Source organism: Collimonas silvisoli (assembly GCF_018305005.1).
Classification (GTDB): domain Bacteria; phylum Pseudomonadota; class Gammaproteobacteria; order Burkholderiales; family Burkholderiaceae_D; genus Collimonas; species Collimonas silvisoli.
Map to the genome: position 1 here is coordinate 1 of NZ_JAGQEG010000091.1, position 22,891 is coordinate 22,891.

28 protein-coding genes are annotated in these 22,891 nt (G+C 56.1%); 1 reads left to right on the forward strand and 27 read right to left on the reverse strand.

The genetic code is table 11. The features are described 5' to 3' along the window. The 10 genes from KHU33_RS20535 to KHU33_RS26700 all read right to left on the reverse strand — a co-directional run. Positions 1-1,468: T6SS phospholipase effector Tle1-like catalytic domain-containing protein (locus KHU33_RS20535; RefSeq protein WP_211466339.1), on the reverse strand; the 1,468-nt coding region annotated here is incomplete at its 3' end. Continuing rightward, positions 1,469-1,957, reverse strand: a complete 489-nt coding sequence (locus tag KHU33_RS20540; protein ID WP_211466341.1) for a DUF3304 domain-containing protein — start codon at positions 1,955-1,957, stop codon at positions 1,469-1,471. 32 nt (positions 1,958-1,989) lie between these two features. Continuing rightward, complete coding sequence (locus tag KHU33_RS20545; RefSeq protein ID WP_211466343.1) at positions 1,990-2,142, reverse strand: hypothetical protein; 153 nt, start codon at positions 2,140-2,142, stop codon at positions 1,990-1,992. Continuing rightward, the gene (locus KHU33_RS20550; RefSeq protein ID WP_211466345.1) at positions 2,143-2,688 is read right to left on the reverse strand and encodes a DUF3304 domain-containing protein; all 546 of its coding nucleotides are present in this window, start codon (positions 2,686-2,688) and stop codon (positions 2,143-2,145) included. It abuts the gene before it with no gap. Then, a complete protein-coding gene (locus tag KHU33_RS20555) occupies positions 2,664-2,816 on the reverse strand; it encodes a hypothetical protein (RefSeq protein ID WP_211466347.1) in 153 nt (50 codons plus the stop codon). The genes KHU33_RS20550 and KHU33_RS20555 overlap by 25 nt, the downstream gene beginning before the upstream one ends. Then, positions 2,817-3,362 (reverse strand): DUF3304 domain-containing protein, encoded by a 546-nt coding sequence (locus tag KHU33_RS20560; RefSeq protein ID WP_211466349.1) that lies wholly within the window; start codon positions 3,360-3,362, stop codon positions 2,817-2,819. A 270-nt stretch (positions 3,363-3,632) separates the two neighbouring features. After that, the gene (locus KHU33_RS20565; protein WP_211466351.1) at positions 3,633-4,601 is read right to left on the reverse strand and encodes a DUF4123 domain-containing protein; all 969 of its coding nucleotides are present in this window, start codon (positions 4,599-4,601) and stop codon (positions 3,633-3,635) included. Beyond that, positions 4,594-4,983 (reverse strand): hypothetical protein, encoded by a 390-nt coding sequence (locus tag KHU33_RS20570; protein WP_211466353.1) that lies wholly within the window; start codon positions 4,981-4,983, stop codon positions 4,594-4,596. The genes KHU33_RS20565 and KHU33_RS20570 overlap by 8 nt, the downstream gene beginning before the upstream one ends. 250 nt (positions 4,984-5,233) lie before the next feature. Further along, positions 5,234-5,398, reverse strand: a complete 165-nt coding sequence (locus tag KHU33_RS26535; protein ID WP_230414441.1) for a M55 family metallopeptidase — start codon at positions 5,396-5,398, stop codon at positions 5,234-5,236. 209 nt (positions 5,399-5,607) lie between these two features. Continuing rightward, entirely contained in the window at positions 5,608-5,847 is a 240-nt protein-coding gene (locus tag KHU33_RS26700) for an ATP-binding protein (RefSeq protein WP_211466355.1), read from the reverse strand. On the opposite strand from KHU33_RS26700, the gene KHU33_RS20585 reads away from it, so the two are divergent. Beyond that, the gene (locus tag KHU33_RS20585) at positions 5,763-6,125 is read left to right on the forward strand and encodes a hypothetical protein (RefSeq protein ID WP_211466391.1); all 363 of its coding nucleotides are present in this window, start codon (positions 5,763-5,765) and stop codon (positions 6,123-6,125) included. The two genes, KHU33_RS26700 and KHU33_RS20585, sit on opposite strands and share 85 nt — an antisense overlap. A gap of 121 nt (positions 6,126-6,246) precedes the next feature. Here KHU33_RS20585 and KHU33_RS20590 read toward each other — a convergent pair whose 3' ends face one another. From KHU33_RS20590 to KHU33_RS20670, 17 genes are all read right to left on the reverse strand, one after another. After that, the gene (locus KHU33_RS20590; protein WP_211466357.1) at positions 6,247-6,492 is read right to left on the reverse strand and encodes a GlsB/YeaQ/YmgE family stress response membrane protein; all 246 of its coding nucleotides are present in this window, start codon (positions 6,490-6,492) and stop codon (positions 6,247-6,249) included. 223 nt (positions 6,493-6,715) lie between these two features. Then, complete coding sequence (locus tag KHU33_RS20595) at positions 6,716-7,225, reverse strand: DUF3761 domain-containing protein (protein WP_211466359.1); 510 nt, start codon at positions 7,223-7,225, stop codon at positions 6,716-6,718. Between the two features lie 360 nt (positions 7,226-7,585). After that, positions 7,586-8,611, reverse strand: a complete 1,026-nt coding sequence (locus KHU33_RS20600) for a TonB-dependent receptor (RefSeq protein ID WP_211466361.1) — start codon at positions 8,609-8,611, stop codon at positions 7,586-7,588. 72 nt (positions 8,612-8,683) lie between these two features. Continuing rightward, entirely contained in the window at positions 8,684-9,052 is a 369-nt protein-coding gene (locus KHU33_RS20605; RefSeq protein WP_211466363.1) for a DUF2946 family protein, read from the reverse strand. 119 nt (positions 9,053-9,171) lie between these two features. Then, positions 9,172-10,788, reverse strand: coding sequence for an alkaline phosphatase D family protein (locus tag KHU33_RS20610; protein ID WP_211466365.1), 1,617 nt, complete (start codon positions 10,786-10,788; stop codon positions 9,172-9,174). A 157-nt stretch (positions 10,789-10,945) separates the two neighbouring features. Continuing rightward, the gene (locus tag KHU33_RS20615; RefSeq protein ID WP_211466367.1) at positions 10,946-11,518 is read right to left on the reverse strand and encodes a YceI family protein; all 573 of its coding nucleotides are present in this window, start codon (positions 11,516-11,518) and stop codon (positions 10,946-10,948) included. Positions 11,519-11,568: 50 nt separating this feature from the next. Continuing rightward, entirely contained in the window at positions 11,569-12,147 is a 579-nt protein-coding gene (locus KHU33_RS20620; protein WP_211466369.1) for a YceI family protein, read from the reverse strand. Between the two features lie 37 nt (positions 12,148-12,184). Continuing rightward, entirely contained in the window at positions 12,185-12,709 is a 525-nt protein-coding gene (locus KHU33_RS20625; protein WP_211466389.1) for a cytochrome b, read from the reverse strand. A gap of 328 nt (positions 12,710-13,037) precedes the next feature. Beyond that, positions 13,038-13,538, reverse strand: coding sequence for a hypothetical protein (locus KHU33_RS20630; protein WP_211466371.1), 501 nt, complete (start codon positions 13,536-13,538; stop codon positions 13,038-13,040). A 20-nt stretch (positions 13,539-13,558) separates the two neighbouring features. Further along, positions 13,559-15,265, reverse strand: coding sequence for a SulP family inorganic anion transporter (locus KHU33_RS20635; RefSeq protein ID WP_211466373.1), 1,707 nt, complete (start codon positions 15,263-15,265; stop codon positions 13,559-13,561). 222 nt (positions 15,266-15,487) lie between these two features. Further along, a complete protein-coding gene (locus KHU33_RS20640; RefSeq protein ID WP_211466375.1) occupies positions 15,488-16,390 on the reverse strand; it encodes an efflux RND transporter periplasmic adaptor subunit in 903 nt (300 codons plus the stop codon). A gap of 30 nt (positions 16,391-16,420) precedes the next feature. Next, on the reverse strand, positions 16,421-16,624 hold the full coding sequence (locus KHU33_RS20645) for a DUF1656 domain-containing protein (RefSeq protein WP_211466377.1): 204 nt from the start codon (positions 16,622-16,624) through the stop codon (positions 16,421-16,423). 2 nt (positions 16,625-16,626) lie between these two features. Then, positions 16,627-18,723: an FUSC family protein gene (locus KHU33_RS20650; protein WP_211466379.1), complete on the reverse strand. Its 2,097-nt coding sequence runs from the start codon at positions 18,721-18,723 to the stop codon at positions 16,627-16,629. 12 nt (positions 18,724-18,735) lie between these two features. Then, positions 18,736-20,193 carry an efflux transporter outer membrane subunit gene (locus tag KHU33_RS20655; RefSeq protein WP_230414442.1) on the reverse strand — a complete coding sequence of 486 codons (1,458 nt, stop codon included), beginning with the start codon at positions 20,191-20,193 and terminating at the stop codon, positions 18,736-18,738. A 251-nt stretch (positions 20,194-20,444) separates the two neighbouring features. Next, the gene (locus tag KHU33_RS20660; protein WP_211466383.1) at positions 20,445-20,717 is read right to left on the reverse strand and encodes a DUF4148 domain-containing protein; all 273 of its coding nucleotides are present in this window, start codon (positions 20,715-20,717) and stop codon (positions 20,445-20,447) included. A 351-nt stretch (positions 20,718-21,068) separates the two neighbouring features. Continuing rightward, positions 21,069-22,190: a tRNA 2-thiouridine(34) synthase MnmA gene (mnmA, locus tag KHU33_RS20665; protein WP_211466385.1), complete on the reverse strand. Its 1,122-nt coding sequence runs from the start codon at positions 22,188-22,190 to the stop codon at positions 21,069-21,071. Next, a complete protein-coding gene (locus KHU33_RS20670; RefSeq protein WP_211466387.1) occupies positions 22,183-22,668 on the reverse strand; it encodes an NUDIX hydrolase in 486 nt (161 codons plus the stop codon). The genes mnmA and KHU33_RS20670 overlap by 8 nt, the downstream gene beginning before the upstream one ends. Positions 22,669-22,891: the final 223 nt, after the last annotated feature.

Sequence of the window (22,891 nt, forward strand, 5' to 3'; positions counted from 1 at the left end):
CGAGATAAATACGACGATCACCGCCGCTGCCTTGTGCCGCAAAATCTTTTCGCTTGCGCAATAGCGCCAAATCGCCTTTCAACAAATTGTTGTAGCTATTCAGGTCTTCCTTGTCTTGTGCGCTGGCACGATCATACGAAGGCAAATCCGTGAATTCATTGAGCCACCTGCGGCGGAAACCGCAATACAGTTCCATATGCTTCTGCACCATTTCCTGATAATTCCCCGTCACAACTTTGTTCGCGTCGGTCGGGAATTCCAGGGCGGCCATATACCTATTCCAGGCAGCGCTCAAATCGCTGTCGATGTCGTAATCCTCTTTTAAGTCCGACGCCATCTCGGAATAGGACAACAAAGGCGCTCCGGCGCGGCTCGCCTCCCTGTGCATATGCAATAACGGGATTTGCGACACCATCATCCCCATGCGTACTCCGCGCCCATGATCGCCAGGGCTGTAACCGCCGCCGACATCGCTATGCACGCCAGGGTAGAGGTATTCCGTGACATCGCGGCCTTTGACGCGGGTAATCGGAAAATTGCGGCGCTGCTCATGGGCGGCGATGTAATGCACGGTTTTTTTGACACAGGGCGGGAGCGCCTCGCGTATTTCCTTGGCCCAGCTAAAATGACCATCGGCAAAGAACAAAGGTGTTGTTTCCGATGCGGAATTCGCCAAGCCTATCGACGCCACGCTCTCAAACAAGCCTAAAAAGGCGATCTCGGCATCCATGCCGGCGAAGGTGCCGTCCTTTTTCAACAAATCGGAAAACCAGTAGCAGAACGCCCGCGCTTCTACCGCGCCGCGTGAAAAGCCGAACACGTTCAGCGTAATCTTCGGAATATCCGGTTTCGGCCTGTCTTTACGGGCCTTGCGCAATAGCGGGTCTAATTCCTTGGTGAGGTCTGCAAACCAGCTACGGCGGTCGGGACGCGGATCGCTGGCATCGCGCAGTGGGTCATTGGTTGCCACGTCTCTGGCGTATTGCTGGATTTTTGCGGTGATGGCGTCTTTATCAAACATCCTAACCCCTTCACTAAATGCTTGATGCACCGCGTTATAAATCTGAAGTAGTGCGTATAAAATCCGCGCTTCGCCGCCTTTGCCAAACGCTTTACCTTCGGCACTTTCACGCCACTCCCGGTTCTCGGGGAAGCGCGTACCTAAGCCGGGAATATAAATCCGGTAATGTCCAGGTGCTTGCAAAGCGCCTAGACCATCGACATCTTTATGCGCATTAAATAATTTGACGACATTGGTGTGACATTTCTGTGGTATATCACGAATCATGTTGTTATTGGTGCCATCGAAGAACAGGCCAATGTTGACGTATTTCTGGCAAGGAGGTGCATGAATAGTCGGTCGATCTTCTTTCAGAATACGGCGACATACGTCGGCAACGCTCGGCGTCATTTCGCCTTCGGCGTGGCCGGTAATACTCAGCGGCGCGGATTGAATTTGGGCGTTCATTTACTCTTCCTCCGGCGGGGCGATGGTGACACTTTTAGGAATAGGGTGCTGGGGGCTTTCTGGAGCATAAATAGGCGATGACACAACCCGCACGTCATCGTTTGCAAAAAAATGCACCGTGAGCGTTCCAGCCTTTTCATATCGCTTGATCGTCGTGGTTTTTTCTATCCAATCACGCGCATTCGGTTTCCAACGCACCTTGACTTTCATACCGGGTTGCCATTGTCTAGGGAGCATGTAGCCAAAAGCGCCTATGCCACCACAACTCAGACCGCCCGCCATCCGCTCACTAAAGGGTTCTTTGACGTAAAACGCGTAAATATAAGACACACCTGGATGACCAACACATCCGATATCAACAAACGTCATCGGTATATCGACAACCATGGACGGCTTCTGATTTGGCGCTTGCGCCGTGTTCGGTGCCGTTGCCGCACAAGCGCTGAGTGCCAGCGTCGCGGTGAGTATCAGTAGATGTTTGAGGCGCATGAATTTCCTTCGCATGAATATATTTTTAGCGATCAATGGTTGACGTATTTCTGGCAAGGAGGCGCATGGACTGTCGGTCGATCTTCTTGCAAAATACGACGGCATAGGTCGGTAACACTCAATGTCATTTCGCCTTCGGCGTGACCGGTAATACTCAGCGGCGCGGATTGAATTTGGGCGTTCATTTACTCTTCCTCCGGTGGGGCAATCGTGACATCTTTAAGAATTGGATGCCTTGGACTTTGTGAACCATAACGAGCAGACGAGACTACTCGTACCTCATCGTTTGCAAAAAAATGAACGAAAATATCCCCGGCTTCGTCGTAGCGTTTGATCGTGGTGGTTTTTTCTACCCAATCGCGCCCATTCGGCTTCCACCGCACTTTGACTTTCATGCCGGGTTGCCATTTCAAGGGAAGCATGTAGCCGCCGGCGACAAGGCCGCCACAACTTAGTCCCCCAGCCATCCGTTCACTAAAAGGCTCTTTCACATAAAAATCGTGAATGTAACCCACGCCAGGATGAGAAAAACAAGCTATCGATACCGGCACCAGCGCTATATCGACCACCATGGACGGCTTTTTAACGGGGACTTGCGCTGTGTTCGGTGCCGTTGCGGCACAAGCGCTGAGTGCCAGCGTCGCGGTGAGTATCAGTAGATGTTTAAGCCGCATGAATTTCTTTCGTGTGAATGTATTTTTAGCGATCAATAGTTGACGTATTTCTGGCAAGGAGGCGCATGGACGGTCGGCCGATCTTCTTGCAAAATACGACGGCATACGTCGGCAACGCTCGGCGTCATTTCATTTTCGGCATGACCGGTAATACTCAGCGGCGCGGATTGAATTTGGGCGTTCATTTATTCTTCCTCCGGCGGGGCGACGGTGGCGCTATTAAGGATTGGATGGTTTGGATTTTGTGAGCCATGAAAAGACGACAACACGCGAACTTCATCGTTCGCAAAGAAATGAACATAGAGAGTTTCAGCTTTTTCATATCGCTTGATCGTCGTGGTTTTTTCTATCCAATCACGTGCATTCGGTTTCCAACGCACCTTGACTTTCATACCCGGTTGCCACTTCAAGGGAAGCATGTAGCCAAAAGCGCCTATGCCACCACAACTCAGGCCACCCGCCATCCGCTCACTAAAAGGCTCTTTCACATAAAAACCGTGGATGTAACCCACGCCAGGATGGGAAAAACAAGCTATCGATACCGGCACCAGCGATATATCGACAACCATGGACGGTTTCTGAATGGGAGTTTGTGCTGTGCTCGGTGTCGTTGTGGCACAAGCGCTGAGTGCCAGCGTCGCGACGAGTAGTAGTGAATGTTTTATGCACATAAATTCTCGTTTAATTTGATCTGAAATACTCAGCGGCGCGGGTAGAATTTGGGTGTTCATTTACTCCTCCTCCGGTGGTGCGATGGTGACGCTTTTAATAATGGGATGCAGAGGGCTTGATGAATCATAGCGTGCAGATGACACTATCCTTACCTCATTGTTTGCAAAAAAATGAACGAACTGATCTCCGGCTTCGTCGTAGCGTCTGATCGTCGTGGGTTTTTCTATCCAGTTATCTTCGCCCTTGATTGGTCGATTCCAACGTCGCGGTGAGTATCAGTAGATGTTTGAGGCACATGAATTTCCTTCGTATGAATATATTTTTAGCGATCAATGCGATGAGGCTGATCGTTGCAATGCAATCTCAGCACCGTGCTTTTGCGCATCTTCCAACAATGCCAATGCTTGATCCCGCTCAGGGAACATGATGGCCTGCGCCACCAAGGCGTACCGCTCCTTGTCCTTCTTGATACCGTATTCGGTCAACTGTTTCAATAATCCGCGGATCATGCTGTACAGGGTCGAGGGCGTGCGCTCTGCCACAAGACGGTAGGCTTGCTTGGCAAGAGCGCACAAAATGTAATCCGCCTCGCCAGCATCGATTAATCCGACGTATTGCTTGTCAGTGATGTCGATAGCATTACCTTCGCCCACGGCGGGCTGTACATAGGTTGTCGCATCCAGACAAGTGCCGTCGATGGTGGTCAGCGTGCCTTTGCGGTTAATCAGATGCCATACGGTGAAGCCGGAACAGAACGCGCTGCGCTGAGCCTCATTGAACATGTTCAGGACATTCTGGCTGCACATGGTGTCGGCAAACCGCAGCACCATGCGCATGCCGTCCGAAGTGGTCCGTATCTGTAGAAATGCCGCAAAATGCTGTTGCAGCACCCTGATTGGCAGCGGACTTTGCAATAGGCTCAGCATCGGTTTGCCGTCGCTGAATTTGAGTAATTTAGGCAGGTTCTCTGGCGACAGATTCATCAGAAACGGCGCACATTCTTCATACCCGCTTAATACCGTGTTGTCATACAGCGAGACGACGCCAGTATCGGCTTGCTTGCTGTATTCCCAAAGCTGACGCCCGACATCATCGTCAAACGTACCGTCTACCAATGCGTAGACGTACAGTTTTCCGCGCTTCTCGATAGTCGCGCTAACGGTCGTCTGGACCAGGCTGTTTAACTCGGGATGGTGTGGGTCAACGCCGAAATACATAGTTTTTTTCTCCTTACGTCTTATCATCAAAGAGTGGGGGAACCAGCGGCAGTACGCGCTGCTACTGCTGCTTTCAGGCACTCTTTACATACTGCCTGGGGAAACTGGGGTACCGTCCGACCTGGCGCAATCTTGTCGCAGTGCTGATCAGGCCGGAGATTTCACGTACACCGGCACCGGCGTTGGCTAAGCCACTGCCGCCCGGCATGCCTGCAACAAAACTCCCTGAACCTTCCAGCTGGATTTCTACGGTCAGTTCTTTGCCTAAAAAAGAGTCCAAGTCATCATCGACGGCCGAACCGAAATTGACCAAGGCATCCGGCGTTTTGAGGATGACTGTATAGGCGTATAGGCTATTGAGGGATTCGGCGCCTTTGATGCTCACGGGTACCAACGCGGGCTGTCCCACTATTTCTGGGATGGCAACGCTTTTTACACTCAGTGTTCGTGGGGAAGTAAACATAGTGGCGGCAACTCCAAGTTGGATGACAAAATACCAATATTGTTATTGATAATACGTCAACTCATTCGGCGGCGCATCTAGTTTCTTTGCAAAGCTATGTTGATTTCTTGTCAGATCGCATGCAAATGCTGTGGCGACAGGCCACGGATGCAAGGGATAGGTAGTCTGCACGTAATCGCCGGCTGCAAGACAAATGGCCGGGCGGCATGCAGATTGGCGAGCACGGTTTTCGCGCCTTCGCTCAATAATGTCAGCGCGCGTTGCGGCGACAGCGACACGCTGCTGTATTGCCATCGGCGGTTTTGACGCTGACCAGCGTAGTCTGCGGAAACAGCGGTTGGTTCTCCGCTACAAAAACATCGTCGCCGCTGCCGAAAATCACCGGCACGCCGACCACGCCGGCATAGGTTTGCATGCTATGTTGCCAAAGCTGGCGGCTTAAGTCGTCGTCAAAGACGCCGTCGATCAGCGCATAAGCGTAGAGCTTGCCGTGTTTTTCGATAGTCGCGTTAATGCTTGATTGGATCAGGCTATTTAGTCGGCCCTTATATGGACGTCCATATAAGGGCCGACTAAGTAAAACTGATGGGGGCTGCGAAAAAGCTGGCGCTGCGCCGCTGCGCTCTATAAAGGAAAATTCAATACAAACTTCGCGCCGCCCAGATCGGAGTTGCCGACATGGACCGTGCCATCCAGGCGATCGGCAATTTTCTTGACGATGGTCAGCCCTAGTCCATAACCGCCTGTGGCGCGATCGCGGCTGCGGTCGAGCCTTGACGTTGAAGGAGAGTCTCGATTTTCCGGTGTATCACATCTCGGCGTGGCAGAGCGGCGGCAGCATGGTAGACGATTTGTTGCAGGCATTTCAGCAGATGAGCGCCAGCTCGGAGGAGCGGCCTTACGAGCGCGTGACGGAAACGGCGTTGAAGCAGATGGCGCAGTCCTTCAGTGCGCAGTATGCAGCGCAGGAGGCTATCAATCCCCGTATGCTGCACAAGGCATTGATGTTGTATGGCCGCTTTTCCAAGCTGAATTATATTTTCGACCAGCGCCGGATACTGAGTGAAGGATTGCTGCCGGCGCCATCTTTTCTCGGCTATATAGAGGCCGTTGCGACCGTAGTGCGCAACAGCTATGGCTGAAGGCGCAAATGGCTTATGACTTTAAATAAATTTTGCCAGCGGCCAGTCCTGTTTTCCACGTCTGGAAAAGAAAAACCCGCATTTACGCGGGTTTTTTAAATAGCTCTGGAATTGCTGAAAGTCAGGCGCGTTTGATAAGCCGCAGAATGAACAGCAAGATCACGGCGCCTATGGTGGCTGTCACAATCGAAGCAATAATGCCGCTGCCGACGTGGATGCCCAGTATTCCCGCTAACCAGCCGCCGATGAACGCGCCGACGATACCAACGATGATATCGACCAACAGACCGAAGCCGCCGCCCTTGACCAGAACGCCTGCCAGCCATCCTGCAATCGCGCCAACTATCAACCAAGCGATAAAGCCCATGAGATTTCCTTTTTAAAGTTGACCATCTTCAAACTACCCGATAAGAGTAGCGGTAAGGGTAGCGTAAACAACACTGAAAATAGTCGTCCAATTGTAAAAGATAGATAAACCGAATGAAGATTTTGTCGGCGTCGCTGCCGGCTGTTCATGGCGGCTTGCCAGAAACGACAACAGGCCCTGCAAAAACCTTGGGCCTGTTGTCATCGGCTATCAGCTACATCTATCAGCTACATGCTTTGCCATGGTCGGCGTGATTGCCGGCGGCCTTGGCCGCTGCTTCCGTCATATAAGAACCGGCCTTGGTTTTGCCATAGTATTTGCTGCCTTGGCAGTGGTATACCTTGCTGCTGGCGTTAACCCAGACTTGGCCTGGGCCGCCACCGGCTGCAGGAGCGCTTGCTGCAACTGCCGGTTTGGCTGGCGCTGCCGGGGTTGCAGCTGGGGTTGCGGCCGGTGTTGTTGCCGGAGCGGCTGCTTTAGCGGGAGCAGCAGGTACCGCTGCCGGAGCAGCAGGTGCGGCTGCAGCAGCTGGCGCAGCGGCGGCTGCTGCATACCATTCTTTTACGCCCTTATGACCGGCGCAAGCGCCTTTCTTGGTAGCGTTGGAAGAGTAGCTGCCGTCCTTGCACAGGCCGGTGCTGCCGGCTGGCGCCGCGGCCGGTGCCTGGGCATAGCTGGCGACGGAAGTCAGTAAGGCTGCTGCGACTGCTGCTGAAATAAACATTGCTTTCATTTTTTTCTCCATGGAGTAAGTGATGCTCTTGTGGCCGTCGAGCTGGCGCACGCGGTGTGTATCGATGTGTCTACCTGCAGCACGACCAAGCAATCTGTTGTGCGCCGCACCTGGCAATATGACCGAGGTAGGTAATCAACGCGGTCAGATTGAATATGGCTGACATAACTATCGATGGAATTGAAAACAATTGTGATATTTCTACCGGATATCTCTGGTCAAGGGCGTGTTGAGGCCTTGCTTGATGCATTAAAGGAAATATTGTCCTTACCCGAAACCTGTCATTTTATTATTAAGAGAGCAATGATGTCCGCGGCATTAGTGCGAGCCGGCGACTGAGCGCCGGCCGCCGCACGCATGCTAGAACGAGTAGCGCGCCCCCAAAGTCGCCGTGTAGCGCGGGGCCAGTTGCACGCCGTTGACTTTTTGGTAGACCGGCAATTGCACAAAACCGTACAGCGAGACCTGCTGGCTGATCGGCACCGACACTCCCGGACTGATATAGACCAGGGTGCCGCCGGTACTGATGGTGTCTGCATTGGCGCCGACATCATGCAGCACGCGCCGCACGTTGAGCTGGATTTGCGGCGTAAAGCTGGTGTTGCCCATATAGCGCAGGCCCAGGTTCAGATTGGCGCCGTCGCCAGGACGATATTGATCCCTCGAATTCAGCGCCTTCTGCACTATCCCTTGGGCAAAGTAATCCCAGTTCTGGTTGAGCGTACCCATGTAGTAGGCGCCGAGGATGGCGTCGGTGGTACCGCTGCCTGGTTGCAGGCCGCGATCGATAGGCACCGGGCCTGGTGCAGTAGGATCGCTCGACGTGCCGGTTTGAGTATGGCTGCCGGTGGGCAGTTTCAGGCCGAACAAGATGCCGAAATCATGCTCCGGCGTAAAGCCCTGGTAACGGCCGATGACCTTGACATCGCCGATATTGGACGTTTTTGAATCGTACTGGCCGCCGCCATCACCCGGCGTAATACCGTCTGACGCAGTCCCTAGCGTGCTATGGCTGCGCACAATGTAAGGCAGTTGCAGATTGACGCCCCAGTCTGGATTGAAACTGTAGTCGAGGCCCAGCGTCAGATAATTATTGCGGGTGTATTTTTCGACTTCTTGCGGATTGCCGTTATTCGAAATCCGGCTGGCGGCGACAGGCGAAATCGTGCTGCTGCCGCTACGCAGCTGATTCTGGTTCAGGTAATCGTAGCGAATATCCATCTTCAGCCCGGATGAACTGCCGATGCCGAGGTTGTCCCAGTCGGAGCTGAGGGTGCAGCCGCAACTGGCGCAAGCCAGGGCAGAATGAGGAGTTAGCGCGATAAGAGCGAGCGCAGCAAGCGGTAATACTGCAGGCCGAATACGGCGGCGTGATGGCGTGGCCATGGTGTTTCCTGTTTAAGTTGTTAGGCGTGAAGGAAAACTTCCATGCATGGAAGTTTGCGCTAGCAGACAAAATCAAGAAAAGGCTGGTGGGCCGCGCGATTGCGGCTTGAGCCAGATGACGCTGGCATGCAGAGTGAATGAGGCGGGCGGCAGGTCGACACCTGTGCTGGCAGGGGCCAGCCAGCGGCTCAAGCTGGGCGGCAGGCCGATATCTGCCGCATGGATGAAACACAGCAGGCAATGGCCTTGATGGTCTTGATCCGGCGCTGCGGGGTTGCCGGAGTCAGGCGCCTTGACGTGGCCGGCAGCGCTGCACAGTTCGCCTAAGCCAAGCGGCTGCCCATGGGCGACAGGCAGCAACTGCACCACGCTTGGCAGCAATGCTGCAAACATGGCCAGGCAGACGGCAAGCTGGCGCAATGAGCGGGGCAGGCGGAACATGGGCGGAGCGCTGTGGTTGGTTGTTTGCCGAGATGGCAAGATCAGCTGTATGGTAGCGCTTCACTTGGTTGGGAGCAAGTCGGGTAAACCCTATTGATAGCCAGTCAAAGGGGAGGGGATTAAACTTCGGGCTGCAGGTCGACCTTGAACAGATCCTTGCCATCGATATTGTGCAGAGAGACCGTCATTACCTTGCTCTTGGCGTCGATTTTGCCGATGCCGAAGAATTGCAGCAACTCGCTGGGCGGACGATTTTGCTTCATGTCGCTGGGGATGCTGACGTAGCGCACGTCGGGGCCAAAGGTGCGGTCGATTTCGCCCGGACCGAAAGTGCCGGCATGCAGCGGGCCGCCGACGAATTCCCAGAACGGCTTGAAGTCGGTGAAACTGGCTTTCTCCGGCGCATAGTAGGTGGCTGAAGCGTAGTGCACGTCAGCGGTGACCCATACCACGTTCTTGATGTCGTGTTGCTTGATGAACTTGAGCAGATCGGCCACTTCCAGTTCGCGCCCGAGCGGCTTGCCGTTATCGCCGTTGGCCCAGGCTTCGAAAGTACCTTGCGGCACATCCGGATTGAGATCCGGCACCACGATCGAGATCGGCATGTCGCTGGCGATCACTTTCCAGGTCGAACGTGAGCGCAGCAAGGCCTGTTTGATCCAGCGCAATTGTGCTGCGCCGAGAAAAGCTGCATTCTGCGTCAGAGCGCTTTGGCGATTCGGCGAGTTGGCGCCGCGATAGCTGCGTTCGTCGAGCATGAACACTTCCAGCAGCGGGCCGTAGTTGAACATGCGGTAGACCCGTTCGGGATCGCTGGGTTCGATCCGGTACGGGTTGTATTCGAACATGGCGCGTTTTGCATTGGCCGCCAGGGTCGACAGGTCGCGCTCCTGGTAACGGCTTTCGGCAGCGCCGATTTTCTGGCCCGGATACCAGTTGTTGCGCACCTCGTGATCGTCCCACTGCACCAGGAACGGCACTTCCGCCGCAAAGCGGCGCTTGTTGATGTCCAGCAGGTTATAGGCGAAATTGCCGCGATAGTCGTCCAGCGTTTCCGCCACTTTTGACTTGGCCGGCGTCACCAGGTTTTGCCATAGCGTGCCGTCGTCGAGCTTGACTTCTTTTTCGATGGGATTGTCGGCGTATATCTGGTCGCCGGAGTGGATAAAAAAATCAGGTTTGAAGCGGCGCATCGTCTCATAGATCCGGTAGCCGCCCCATGCTTCGTTGATGCCCCAGCCCTGGCCAGCTTCGTCGCCGGAAAAGGCGAAAGTGATATCGCGCTCGGCGCCGCCTGGAATCAGCAAGCTGCCGCTCAGAGGTTCGCTGTAAACCGATGGATTCTGAATATCCTGAAAGCGCACGCGGTAAAAAACGGTTTGGCCGCTGGGCAGGCCGCTCAAATCCACCCTGGCCGAGAAGTCGCTGCCGGATAGCGCCAGCGGTCCCTGCAGCGCATGCGCATTCTGGAAATTCTCGTTGCTGGCGTATTCCACCATCATGCGCGAGGGGCGGTCGGCGCGGCTCCAGATAATCGCCTTGTCACGTGTAATATCGCCGCTCATCACGCCGCTGGGCAGTTGCGGCCGCAGCTTGTCGGAAGTAATCAAAGCTGGCGCGCCAGTTTGTGCGATGACGCTATGCAGCGGTGCGCCGGTCAGAAGCACGCCTGCGCCTGCAGTGACCTTGCATAAGAAGTTGCGGCGTTTGGAGGTGGGGCTATTGCTGGACGACATGGCGTGCTCCGCGAAGTGGAAAGCGAAGCCAGGATTTTATCGGGCCTGTATTACAGGGCGATGAATTGCTTATCCCCTTTGACCAAGCCGCCATAAAAAAAGCCGGCCGATAATCTATCGGCCGGCTTCTTGCATGTAGCCAATGGCTACAACGGGACTAGTTACTCTTGATTGCTTCGACTTGGATCGCCAGTTTTACTTCTGGCGCAAATTTTGGCAAACCGTAGTTGATGCCGAAGTCGCTGCGATTGAATTCAGCAGTTGCATCGGCGCCGCAGACTTCACGTTTCAGCATCGGATGCAGGATGCATTTGAACGAATTGATGGTCAGCTTGACCGGCTTGGTGACGCCGTGCAAGGTCAGTTCGCCGTCGATTGCCACCGGCTTGTCGCCGTCGAATTTCACCGAGTTGCCTTTGTAGGTAACGTCAGGGTATTTTTTTACATCGAACATATCCGGGCCGGATGCGTGCTCGTTCATCTTGGCATGGCCGAAGTCGATGGAGCTTGGATCGATATGGATGTCGATAGAACCGGTCTTGGCGGCACGGTCCAGCGTCACGCTGCCGGTGGTTTTTTCGAATTTCCCGCGCCAGAAGGAGATCCCCATGTGATCCGCGGTGAAGCTTGGGTAGGTATGATTCGGGTCGATGGTATAGGTGTCCGCGGTAGCGAAGGCGCTGGCTGCGCTGGCTGCCAGCAAGGAGGCGATGATGAGTTTCAGTTTCATTGTTGATTACCCTTTTTGTGAGAGAAAAGTATTAAATCAGTTGTATTGAATCAGTTCGCTACAAGGTGGAATTTGATGATGATTTCGTCCGCCACCATGCTGGTGTCCTTCCATTCGCCTTCACCGATATTGTAGGTGAGGCGTTTGATCGGCAAGCTGCCGTCGAAGACCTGGGCGCTGCCTTCTTTCTTGACGCTCAAGGGGAAGCTTACATCGGTAGTCTTGCCCTTGATGGTCAGTTTTCCGCTAACGTCGTATTTACTGCCTGCAGGTGCGCCTGCGCTGGCTTTGATCGAACTTGCGACAAAGCTGGCCTTGGCAAATTGCTGGGCGTTGAACCATTCTTTCTTCAGCACTTCTTTATTGTATTCGGGGTCGCCCAGGTCGAAGCTCGGAATGGCGATGTCGACACTGGCTTTCGAAGCCTGCGGCTGGGCGCTGTCGAAATCGATTTGCGCGGTGAACTGCTTGAACTTGGCTTCCACCGGCACGTTCATTTGCTTGAACACGATGGTGACATTGCTCTTGGCCAGATCGGGTTTCAGAGGAGTTGCAATGGCCGACCAGGTGGCGCCGAGGGCGACCAGACCGACAACTGTAGTACGTAACAGAAAACGCGTGGATGTCATTGGTATTCCTTTGATTAGGGGGGGTAAGGGAGCGTACTTAAGGCAGCATGCGTTTTAACACGTCGTCGCGATCGATGAAGTGATGCTTGAGCGCCGCCAGTACATGCAGGGAGACTGCGGCCAGCATAATCATATTGAGTGTGTAATGGACCAGTTTTAAAACCGGTTTCAAATCCGGATTAGGCGCCATCAGCACTGGCAGCGGAAATATACCGAGATAGGTGACCGGCACGCCAGCAGCCAGGCTATAAAAATAACCGGAGATCGGCACCGCAAAGATCAGCACATACAAGAGGATGTGCAAGGCATGCGCGGCGTGCTGCTGCCAGAGTTGCATGCTGTCCGGATAGGGCGGCGCACCTTGTGTTTTGCGCCATAACAAACGCAGACAGGCCAAACCGAGTACGGTCACACCCAGCCACTTATGCCATGAAAAATATTTCAGTTTGGTTGGCGTCAGGCCCGGGATATCAACCATGGTCAGGCCCAGGGCAAAGGCGGCGATGATGAGAATGGCGACCAGCCAGTGCAGCACGATGGCTGGGGTTGTGTAGCGTTGCATAAGTGATGTAAATAAGTGACGTGAATAAGTGATCGACGTGAATGAGTTAGCGCAAATACCAAGCGCAAATAAGTTAGTCAGAAATACAGAGGCGCCGCAGTATCGGCGATATTTCACACTATCGTCGCGCAGCCGCTTGAGACCCGTAAAATTTCGCTGAGTTTCCTGCATCCGGTTGACAGCTTTTTAAGACGCCAATGGATTGACTATAGTATCGGAAATTTTTGGATACTGTTTGCGGCCGCACAAATTGCTCGCAAAATTACGAGCAATGCTGCTTATTTGGACTTACTTGCACCTATTTGCGTTTACTTGTTGTTACTTGCAGTTACTTTCGGCGATATGTGTCTTCTTTGGCTGGCGCGCCATTCATATCATCCTCGGACGCCGGCGCGGGTGGCGGCGGATCTGCCGCAACCGGTGCGCTCTGCAGGTTTGCTCCGGCATTCACGCCGAGCAAAGCCGGTAGTAACTCCATGGTGGCCTGCTTCGACATGGTGATCCGTAATTGAGGCGTATCGACGACATTCTGGACGTGCGACGTACTCACCGCCTTGCCATCGATGACCAGCGTCAGATCCTGCTCCAGCGCCGCACTGCTTGCCGCTGTCATGCGCTGCTGGGCGTCCTGGCTAAGTGTGACTTCCAGTGCGATCGAATCCGGATTTGCATTATAGGTATCTCTGATCACCAGGCTGATTTCGGTGAAATCACGCTGAGAAGAAAAGGCAATCTCAGCTGTATTTTCCGCCGCATTTGCTGAATTGACTGCAGTGATCGTCAATCCCGCGCATAGCGCGGCCGCCAATGTTTTCCAACATACATGCATGCTTATTCTCCGAATCGGGTTTAGATAGATTGGTCTGTGATCGTTTGGCCTGCCAGCGCCAGATGTACCGCTTCCGCGACGCTGAGCGCACTCAGGGACTCCGGCGGAAAGCCCGGCGCCACCGCGTTTTTCATGCAGTCATACACCGGGTCCTTGAGGCGCGCCAGTAACAGGCGCAAGCCGCGGCTGTCGGCAAAATCGAAAAAATCATGCAAGCCTTCCAGGCTGGAACTGTCCAGGTCCGGCGATTCTTCCAGGCTGAGAATCACGGTATGTACCGGCGCAGCCGCAGCTACATCTGCACCGGCCGCCATGATGTTCTGGCGCGCCTGGCCCAGGATGCGTTCGGCGTTGGCAAAAAACAGCGGCTCGTTGGGGCGCAGGATCATGATGCCGGATACCGGCTTTGCTTCCGGATGGGTTTGGATGTTGACGTAGTCATGGCCTTGTCCAAGCCGGCCCAGCACTGAAATGGTCGATTGCGAGAACTGCCGCAGCATCATCAGCAGGCTGACCGCAATCGAAGCCAGCAAGCCGTCCAGCACGCCCAGCAACAGTACCGCAATCACCGAGGCGATGACTACCAGGCGATCGCGGCGCCACCGGAAATAGGGACGGAAGATGGCCGGATTGAGGGTGTGGCCGACGGCGTGAATCACGATCGCGGCCAGCACCGGCTGCGGTGTCAGGGCGATGGCCGGCAACAGCGTCAGCACGATCGCCAGCATCACCAGCGCCGCCACCCAGCCCGACAGGCGCGAGGTGGCGCCGGCGGCTTCATTGGCGGAGGTGGCTGAATAACCGGCGCCGACTGGCATGCCGTGAAATAGTCCAGACAGCAAATTGGACGCGCCCAGCGCCAGCAAATCGCGGTTGGGCGCTACCGGGTCGCCGTGCTTGATGGCAAAGCTGCGGATCGAGCCATACGATTCGGCGTACAAGATCATGCCCATGGCAAAACCGAGTTCGCCCAGGCGCAGCCAGTCGGCGCGCGACAGCACGGGCAGCGTCGGCGTTGCCAGCTGCAGCTGGATGCTGCCCACCAGGTCGACGCCATATTGAGTCAGATGCAGCCACTGGCCGGCGGCGACGCCGACCACGATCACCAGTAGTGCGCCCGGTATCCGGCGCAGGTAGGAAAACAGATACAGCAAAGCCAGCGCCAGCGCCATCGCGGCGACGCTGATCCAGTTCCAATGCGCGATCTGTGCCAGCATTTCGGGGATGAAGCGGGTCATGTCGCTATGTTCCGGATGGACGCCGGCCACGCCGGCAAATTGCTTGAGAATGATGACAATCGCCAGGCCGAAAGCAAAGCCGCGCAATACCGGTGTGGCGATGAAATCGGTGGCGCTGCCCATGCGGGCCAATCCGGCCAGCAGAAAAAACAAACCGGTGAGCATCACCAGCCCGATTGCCAGCGTTATTCTCAGGCCATTGTCGCCGTTTGCCATGGATGCCGTGGCCGCCGCCAGCACCGCTGCAGAGGAGGAGGTGGCAGAGACGATCGCAAAGCGGCTGCTGCCAAACAAGCCGTAGCAGAGCAGGCCGGCAAACAGCGCGATCACCCCGGCTTGCGGCGGCAGGTTGGCAATGCTGGAATAAGCTACCGCTTCGGGCAGCAGCAGCCCGGCAATCGACAGGCCGGCAACCAGGTCCGGCAGGTACGCCCGTTTGACGGGGGGCGGCGGGTTCAGGTCGGCATGTTGTGACGGTGCAGCGCTCATGCGCCTCCTGGCGGTATGTGGGTGTATCCCGATTTTATGCTGTTTCGGCAAGTATGCGAAGCTGCGGCAGTGTGGCTTGCGTCAATCGGCAAGGTCGGTAATTGACGTTGATTCTATGTTAAATATCGCTCGCTGGGATGGCGCAGTCACCTACTGTAGTTAAATGGGGGCACCGATTTAACGGGCTACGGAGCGCATGCCGCTGCATCCGGTCTGCCTCGATTATTGCTGTGTCGTTGCCGCCGACCGTTGTCCCGGTTTGACAATCACGGTACAAGTCATGCCTGCCGCCAGCGTTATGCCATCCGGCACTTTATCGATATGGATGCGTACCGGCACGCGCTGTGCCAGCCGGACCCAGTTGAAGCTCGGATTCACATTGGCCAGGCCGTAGCTGCCAAGTGCGTTATCGCGGTCGGTAATGCCGCGCGAGATGCTGTCGATATGGCCGTCGATGATCTGCTCGCTGCCGAGCAGGCGCATGTCGACGGCGTCGCCGACTTTCATCAAGGGCAGTTTGTTTTCTTCGAAATAGCCGTACACCCAGAATGAATGGGCATCAAGCACCGCCAGCTTGGGGCTGCCGGCTTGAGCGAAGTCGCCGGCATGGACGTTGAGGTTGGTGATCCAGCCGTCCACCGTGGCCCGCACTTCAGTGCGGTCCAGGTTCAGCTTGGCGCTGTTGCGCGCCGCCAGTGCCGCTTGATACATGGCCTGGGCGGCGGAGGCGTCGGCGCTGGAATTCTCGCGGTTTTCATTGGAAACCAGATCGCCATCCAGTTTGGCGCGGCGTGCCGCATCGCGCTGTTTGGTGCTCAGGCCGATGCGGCGTTCGGCTACCACCGCCTCGGCTTGGGCCAGCGCCAGCGTATAGCGCGCCGGATCGATCTTCATCAGCAGATCGCCTTTGCGGACATAGCTGTTGTCGGCTACCGGCACCGCGACCACGATGCCGGAGACATCGGCGGCGACGCTGATGACGTCGGCGCGCACACGGCCATCGCGGGTCCAGGGCGTATTCATGTAGCGCTCCCACAATGCGCGCGCCAGCAGGAAGGCGATCAGCACCACAATCAGCGTGATCGCTACCTGCAGCAGGGTTTTTAAAATGGTTGATGATTTCATGTCGACCTTAGAACAAATTTTTATGGCAAATTAAACTGCGTGCAACCACAGCCCGGCACCACCGAAAATACAAAAGAACAGGGCAATCCGGAACAGGTTTGGATGCCAGACATAACGAAACAAACCCAGGCGGGTGAACGCCCAATCGATTGCCATCTGTAAAAACAGACAACCGATAAATACCAACAGCAAGGTCGGAATGAGCGCATCGAATAGTGCGAATTCGCGCGGCATAATCAAGTCTCCGAAGTGATAGGTGAGGTTTCTGCGGGAGTCAGCACGGTAACGCGTTCCAGCATGGCGCCGCGCATCAGATGCAGGTTGGCGAGCACGGGCGGCAGCTTGTCGCAAACGGCGATCGCCGCCAGCACGGCGTCCAGCGCAGCACGCAAGCGGGGTTGGCTGGGGCGCGCAAAAAGATAGGCGATGTTGCGTATGCATTGTTCGATTTTGCTCTGCGCCGCAGCATCTGTGACACTCAGTGTTTCCTGCCGCAACTGGAGTACGGCGCGGCCGATTTCCAGTACGGACAATAGCCAGGTCATGACATCGCGGTCATCCGGATTATCCAGCGAGTGGGTAATCGCAAAGCGCGACAGCAAATCGCGCGTGCCGCTTTCGAAGCGGGCCGGCAATCCGGGTAACGGCCGGTTGCAAGCCTCTACCACCTGACGTCTTAACGCCCGCGCCAGTCGGCGTTTGATCCAGCTGCTATCGGATGGATCGATGATTTGATACATGACCCAGGCGATGGCAACCCCGGTCAAGCCGCCGGTCATGCCGTTGAGCAGCACCGGCATGTCGAACTGATAGTTGCTGCTGATGTTGGCGTAGGACAGGAAGAACAGCAATATGCCGGTGCCGATGCCGGCATACTTCCTGGTGGTGCTGAGCCAGGCGCCGATCAGGATGAACGGCGCCAGCGAGAGGCACAGCATGGTGAAATTTTCGGCTTGCGATTGCAGGTAATACACCGACAGGAAACCGAAAAATCCGCCTAGCGCGGCGCCGATGATGAACTGCTTGACTATCTTGGCGGGGGAGGGAGCTGCCGCAAACAGGGCGCTGACGACGGTTGCCATGACGACGGCGTCGGTGCCGGAAACCCAGCCGGATTGTATCCAGAATAGCGACGATACGCCAAAGCCGATCGCCGCGCGCAATGCCGAGGTCACGACCAGCGTCGGGTCGGTGCGTGCGACATAATGCGCGATCAGATGAGCTTCGTCCGGTTTATGTATCTCGGTCTGGATCACGACTGCATGGATTCTTGCGTAGACCTGCAGTTCGTCGGCAAATCTGGCCAGCAACTCGGTGGCCGAGTCGAAATCGAGCAGATTGCTGCTGCCGCTCTCGCTGCTGGCAGCCAGGCCGCGGCGCAAGGCGATCAGGCGTTGCGGCAGCCCGCCGCGCACCTGCGCCAGCAGCGTGCGATCGTGGCTGGAGAGCGCGCGCACGATCGCTTTGTACTCCATCAACAAGGCATTGAGCGTGCTTAGTTTGCCCTTGGTTTGCAGGCGGCCGAACAGCTGGTCGAGCGAGTGAAAGGTGGTGGAGGCGGTCATGAAGGCGTTATTTAACTGCCTTAGCCGCAGGCTTTGCTGATGGCCGGCAGCGCTTTCAAATACCGATGAGGTGCGCAAGGCTTCAAGCGAAACGACTTCGCCTATAAAGCGCAACACCATGCGCTCCCGCACTGGCCGCGAGTCGGCGCTAACGTCGTCCAGTGCTATGAATGTCTTGAAATCGGCGAAGCGCTTGCGTGCAGTCAGCAGCAAGACGTCGGACAAGTGTTTGGGGAACAGCACATCGCTGACTATCCCGGCGCACAGCAAGCCCAGCATCACTTCGCTCAGACGCGTCATGGCGATATCGAAAGCCTGATCCGGCTGCAGCGCCGCCGGCAAGCCGACGATCACCAGAGTATAGCCGGCCAGCACGAAGGCATACGATTGAAAATTGCGGAATACGGTCGAGCCGGCAGTGCAGAGGGCGACCCAGCAGGCGCCGGCAACCAGGAACAAGACTGGTTGCTGCGAAAACGAGGCGGCCAGGATGATCGACATGACGACCCCGACCGAGGTGCCGATAAAACGATAGAAGCCTTTGGCCAGCACCAGGCCGCTGCGCGGTTGCAGCACGATGATGACGGTGACCATCGCGGTGCCTGGCTTGGACAGGTCGAATAATAAGGACAGGCCCAGCGCCAGCATCGTCGCCAGCAGGATTTTGCTGATGTACAGCAAATCCTGGCCGTGGCCTTCCACCCAGGTGACGGCCGCATGTTTTAAATGATCCAGCCAGCGATTCCGGCTGCTTGCAATGTCGCTCATGGTCGGCGTCGCTTATTTTTCTGCCGCAATTTCTGCCGCACCCGTGCTTGCCGGCTGCGGCAAATCGTCGCCCAGGCCGCCGCCCAGCGCCTGCATCAGCTGCGCCCAGCTATCCAGATAACCGGCACGGATTTGCGTCACATGTTGCTGTTGCTGCAGCAAGACCAGTTGGGTTTGAATCACATTGATATTGGCGGTCAGGCCGGCCTGGTAGCCGCGCTTGGCCAGATCGTAGGATTGCGTTGCCAGCGCCAGCGCCTGTTCCGACTGTCCGCGCTGCTGTTGCAGCGATTTCAATTTGATGATCTGGTCGGCTACGCTTTGCAGCGCCTGCACCAGGGTGTTGTTGTAGCTTTCGATCGCAGCATCGAGTGCGGCGGTTTGGGCACCGAGATTGGCGCGCAGGCGGCCGCCCTCAAAAATCGGCAGCGAAATTGCCGGCCCGGCGCCGCGCACGCTCGCGGCTGAACTCAGGAAATGGGTAAAGCCGAGCGCTTGCAAGCCGATGAAGGCGGAGATATTGATATCCGGATAAAAGGCCGCCTTGGCGGCATCGATATTCTTGTCCATGGCTTCGACCCGCCAGCGTTGCGCAATCACGTCCGGACGGCGGCCGATCAGATGCGCCGGCACATTGTCGGGCAAGCCGACGGCGAGTGGCGCGCTGTTGTCAGCGCCGACCAGACGAGCCGCCAGTTGCGGCCGCTGAATCGCATCGCCGCTGCCGGGGCCTTTACCGCTCAAGGCGGCAATCTGGTTACGCAGCAAGGCGATGTTTTCGTCGATTTTTTCGATGTCGGCGCGCGCTTCCGGCAACGCGGTTTCGGCCTGGCTGAGTTCCAGCTTGGTGCCGAGGCCGGCAGTCAGTTTCCGTTGGGCGATGCTGGCGATCGAAGTTTGCTGTGTCAGCGTCGAGCTGGCGATATCGCGCAGTGCGTATTGGGTCGCCAATTGCAGATAGCCGCGCACCACGGCCACTTCCAGATTCAACTGGGCGCTGCGGGCTTCGGCGGCGCTGACATGGACCGTATCGAGCGCCGATTCGAGCGCACTGCGATCCTTGTCCCACAGGTCGAGATCGTAACTGGCCTTGACGGTAAATTCGTTGTCCCAGTTCCAGCTGCCGCCCAGCGGCGGCGGAAAGATGTATTCGGTTGAGTACAAACCGCGGGTGCTGCTAGCTTCGGCGCCAACCTTGGGCAAGGTAGCGGCACGAGCCACGCCGGCCAATGACGAAGCCTGGCGGATACGGGCCTGGGCGATCTTCAGGTTGGGGCTGTCGGCAATCGCTTGTTGCACCAGGGTATCAAGCTGCGGATCGCGATAACTTTGCCACCAGGCGCTGGTCGGCCATGCGGTGTTGGCGATGCTTGTCAGTTCCGCGCCGGCAGACAGCGAATTGCCATCCGCTAATTTGGATTGCGGGCTTATGCCTGAAAAATCAGCGCAGGCGCTTAAAGCGAGTGCCAAGGAGCACGTCAGCAACAGCTTGGCCGAAGGATAAGGCTTGGAGGGGATATATAACCGCATGTGAACCCGAATTATGATGACTTGAGAGGTCTGAACGTTTATTGGCTGGGGCGCGTGCGCCTTGTTCAGCCCCGAGTCTGGCGGCGAACGAGGATATGACTGAATAATAGCAAAACGCCAGCATTGCTGGCGTTTTGCGTAACTCCGAAAACTCGCAGAGTCAGTGTCGCATCAGATGTTTTTTTTACAGCTTAGTTGCCGCTATAGACCGACGGTTCTGGCTTGTTGATCTGGCTCACGATTTCAGCGCGGCTGACCGGCTTGCCTGCGGCAGCGACAGTAGGATAGGAGTTGCGGGCCACGGCCAGCGAACCGTCTTTCTGTGCTTGCACCAGTTCGGCCTGGACATCGGCACGCGATTTAGTCGAGACGAACGGTGTTTCAGGTGGATATGGGGTAACAGCCATGGCGCTGCCAGCGACAGCTAAGATTGCGAGACCTGCGATAAATTGTTTGGCATTCATGTTTTTCTCCAAGAGGTTGATGGCACCGGGCTCGGCGGAACAGGCGGAATTGCAGCCCGTCGGATCCTGCCTCGGTGAGCGGCGCACTTGCGTTGTTGATCTTGCTTGTGTGTTGCGCCCATCGATGAAGCTCAGTGTAGAGATTCCACGATCAACAATAAATGGTCATATCGGAAATTAACTGTTCCTAAAATAGAAATAATTAATGGGAACTAAAAGGAAATATTGTTGTTGAGCCGCAACAAAACAAGCTTTGATAAAGCTTAGACGAGCTGCTGTAGGTGAGCGGCTGGTCAGGGCGACCAGCCGGAGTAGAGCCGGTTTTGCATCATGAAGATGCAAAAAACCATATCAGGCAGCGTTGCCTGACGACTCGATAATGCCGCCGCCGAGGCAGACATCGCCGTCATACAGCACGGCAGATTGGCCGGGAGTGACGGCCCATTGCGGATCGGTGAATTTGAGCGTGAAATTCTCCGCTTCAGGCAGCAACAGACTGTCAAAGGCACAAGCCATATCAGCTTGCCGATAGCGCGTCTTGGCCGACAAGCGGCCGCTGTCCGGCGCTTCACCGGCAACCCAGCTGAGTTGGCCGGCTTGCAGCGTCGACGACAGCAGCCATGGGTGATCGTGCCCCTGAACAATGTACAAAGTGTTGTTTTCTACATCTTTCCTGGCGACATACCAGGGATCGCTATCGCCGCCGGCATTCTTGTGCGTCTTCATGCCGCCCAGGCCGATGCCCTTGCGCTGGCCTAGCGTGTAAAAACTCAAGCCTACATGTTCGCCCACCACGTCGCCGCCCGGAGTCTTCATCGGCCCGGGCTGGTAGGACAGATAACGATTCAGGAATTCGCGGAATGGCCGTTCGCCGATAAAGCAGATGCCGGTCGAATCTTTCTTTTTGGCATTCGGCAACTGGATCTGCTCGGCGATCTTGCGCACCTCGGTTTTCTCGATTTCACCCAGCGGGAACAAGGTCCGCGACAATTGCGACTGGTTCAGGCGATGCAGGAAATAGCTTTGATCCTTGCTGGCGTCGACCGCTTTCAACAACTCGAAGCGGCCCGAAGCGGCTTGCCGCACGCGGGCGTAATGGCCGGTGGCGATCAGGTCGGCGCCCAGCTTCATGGCGTGATCGAGGAAAGCCTTGAACTTGATTTCGGCATTGCACAGCACGTCCGGATTGGGGGTGCGCCCAGCCTGATACTCGCGCAGGAATTCGGCGAATACCCGGTCTTTGTACTCGGCGGCAAAATTCACTGCTTCGATATCGACCCCAATCACATCGGCGACGCTGACCGCATCGATCCAATCCTGCCGGGTCGAGCAGTATTCGGAATCGTCGTCGTCTTCCCAATTCTTCATGAACAGGCCGATGACTTCATAACCTTGCTGTTTCAGCATCCAGGCAGAAACCGAGGAGTCGACCCCGCCCGACATGCCGATGACCACGCGTTTTTTATTAGACATGGGCCACCTGATAGGCGCTTGGATGGGTATTCAGCATGGCTAACGGTGCGCGCTGGCCGCGCAGATAATCGTCGATGCACAGCAACACTTGCGGACTGCGGTGGCGTTCCGGGCAAGCCGCCAGTTCGTCGCGCGACATCCACAGGGTGCGCAAGATGCCGTGATCGAGCGCCTGATCGTGGCGGGCGCCGAGGTCGCCGCAGAAAGCGAAACGCAAGTAAGTGACCGCTTTGCCGGTACGTGCCGAAATATAACGCGCCATATACATGCCAACCAGCGCGGTAGGAGTGAAATCGTGCGCCGTTTCTTCCAGCGTTTCGCGCACGACCGCCTGCAGCAGCGACTCGTTGGGATCGAGATGGCCGGCTGGCTGGTTGATGCGGATGCCGTCACTGGTCGCTTCTTCAATCAGCAAGAAGCGGCCGTCGCGCTCTATGATCGCGGCAACTGTGACAGAGGGTTTCCAAACGTCAGTCATAAATTCCTCGGTTAATCCGATATTTTAACTTGCCTGCCGGTTTTCGATGAGAAGTGGCCAAGGCCGAGGGCGTGTTGACATATGATTTGGGAATGCGAACGCGCGGCAGGCGTTGCGTGCCTAGGCGCAGCGACGCGACGTGGCGGTGCCACGGGAAGGAGCTGCAACAACGGCATGCGACGCCTGCAGCCGTTCCCGAAGGGTTCCAACCAAAACGTGCGCT

What these genes read in the sequence shown, in the direction of transcription:
- KHU33_RS20540 (WP_211466341.1), bottom strand. Translation starts at nt 1,957, where the DNA reads ATGCGCCTCAAACATCTACTGATACTCACCGCGACGCTGGCACTCAGC.
- KHU33_RS20545 (WP_211466343.1), bottom strand. Translation starts at nt 2,142, where the DNA reads ATGAACGCCCAAATTCAATCCGCGCCGCTGAGTATTACCGGTCACGCC.
- KHU33_RS20555 (WP_211466347.1), bottom strand. Translation starts at nt 2,816, where the DNA reads ATGAACGCCCAAATTCAATCCGCGCCGCTGAGTATTACCGGTCATGCC.
- KHU33_RS20560 (WP_211466349.1), bottom strand. Translation starts at nt 3,362, where the DNA reads ATGAACACCCAAATTCTACCCGCGCCGCTGAGTATTTCAGATCAAATT.
- KHU33_RS20570 (WP_211466353.1), bottom strand. Translation starts at nt 4,983, where the DNA reads ATGTTTACTTCCCCACGAACACTGAGTGTAAAAAGCGTTGCCATCCCA.
- KHU33_RS26535 (WP_230414441.1), bottom strand. Translation starts at nt 5,398, where the DNA reads ATGCAAACCTATGCCGGCGTGGTCGGCGTGCCGGTGATTTTCGGCAGC.
- KHU33_RS26700 (WP_211466355.1), bottom strand. Translation starts at nt 5,847, where the DNA reads ATGCCTGCAACAAATCGTCTACCATGCTGCCGCCGCTCTGCCACGCCG.
- KHU33_RS20590 (WP_211466357.1), bottom strand. Translation starts at nt 6,492, where the DNA reads ATGGGCTTTATCGCTTGGTTGATAGTTGGCGCGATTGCAGGATGGCTG.
- KHU33_RS20595 (WP_211466359.1), bottom strand. Translation starts at nt 7,225, where the DNA reads ATGAAAGCAATGTTTATTTCAGCAGCAGTCGCAGCAGCCTTACTGACT.
- KHU33_RS20600 (WP_211466361.1), bottom strand. Translation starts at nt 8,611, where the DNA reads ATGGCCACGCCATCACGCCGCCGTATTCGGCCTGCAGTATTACCGCTT.
- KHU33_RS20605 (WP_211466363.1), bottom strand. Translation starts at nt 9,052, where the DNA reads ATGTTCCGCCTGCCCCGCTCATTGCGCCAGCTTGCCGTCTGCCTGGCC.
- KHU33_RS20610 (WP_211466365.1), bottom strand. Translation starts at nt 10,788, where the DNA reads ATGTCGTCCAGCAATAGCCCCACCTCCAAACGCCGCAACTTCTTATGC.
- KHU33_RS20615 (WP_211466367.1), bottom strand. Translation starts at nt 11,518, where the DNA reads ATGAAACTGAAACTCATCATCGCCTCCTTGCTGGCAGCCAGCGCAGCC.
- KHU33_RS20620 (WP_211466369.1), bottom strand. Translation starts at nt 12,147, where the DNA reads ATGACATCCACGCGTTTTCTGTTACGTACTACAGTTGTCGGTCTGGTC.
- KHU33_RS20625 (WP_211466389.1), bottom strand. Translation starts at nt 12,709, where the DNA reads ATGCAACGCTACACAACCCCAGCCATCGTGCTGCACTGGCTGGTCGCC.
- KHU33_RS20630 (WP_211466371.1), bottom strand. Translation starts at nt 13,538, where the DNA reads ATGCATGTATGTTGGAAAACATTGGCGGCCGCGCTATGCGCGGGATTG.
- KHU33_RS20635 (WP_211466373.1), bottom strand. Translation starts at nt 15,265, where the DNA reads ATGAGCGCTGCACCGTCACAACATGCCGACCTGAACCCGCCGCCCCCC.
- KHU33_RS20640 (WP_211466375.1), bottom strand. Translation starts at nt 16,390, where the DNA reads ATGAAATCATCAACCATTTTAAAAACCCTGCTGCAGGTAGCGATCACG.
- KHU33_RS20645 (WP_211466377.1), bottom strand. Translation starts at nt 16,624, where the DNA reads ATGCCGCGCGAATTCGCACTATTCGATGCGCTCATTCCGACCTTGCTG.
- KHU33_RS20650 (WP_211466379.1), bottom strand. Translation starts at nt 18,723, where the DNA reads ATGAGCGACATTGCAAGCAGCCGGAATCGCTGGCTGGATCATTTAAAA.
- KHU33_RS20660 (WP_211466383.1), bottom strand. Translation starts at nt 20,717, where the DNA reads ATGAATGCCAAACAATTTATCGCAGGTCTCGCAATCTTAGCTGTCGCT.
- mnmA (WP_211466385.1), bottom strand. Translation starts at nt 22,190, where the DNA reads ATGTCTAATAAAAAACGCGTGGTCATCGGCATGTCGGGCGGGGTCGAC.
- KHU33_RS20670 (WP_211466387.1), bottom strand. Translation starts at nt 22,668, where the DNA reads ATGACTGACGTTTGGAAACCCTCTGTCACAGTTGCCGCGATCATAGAG.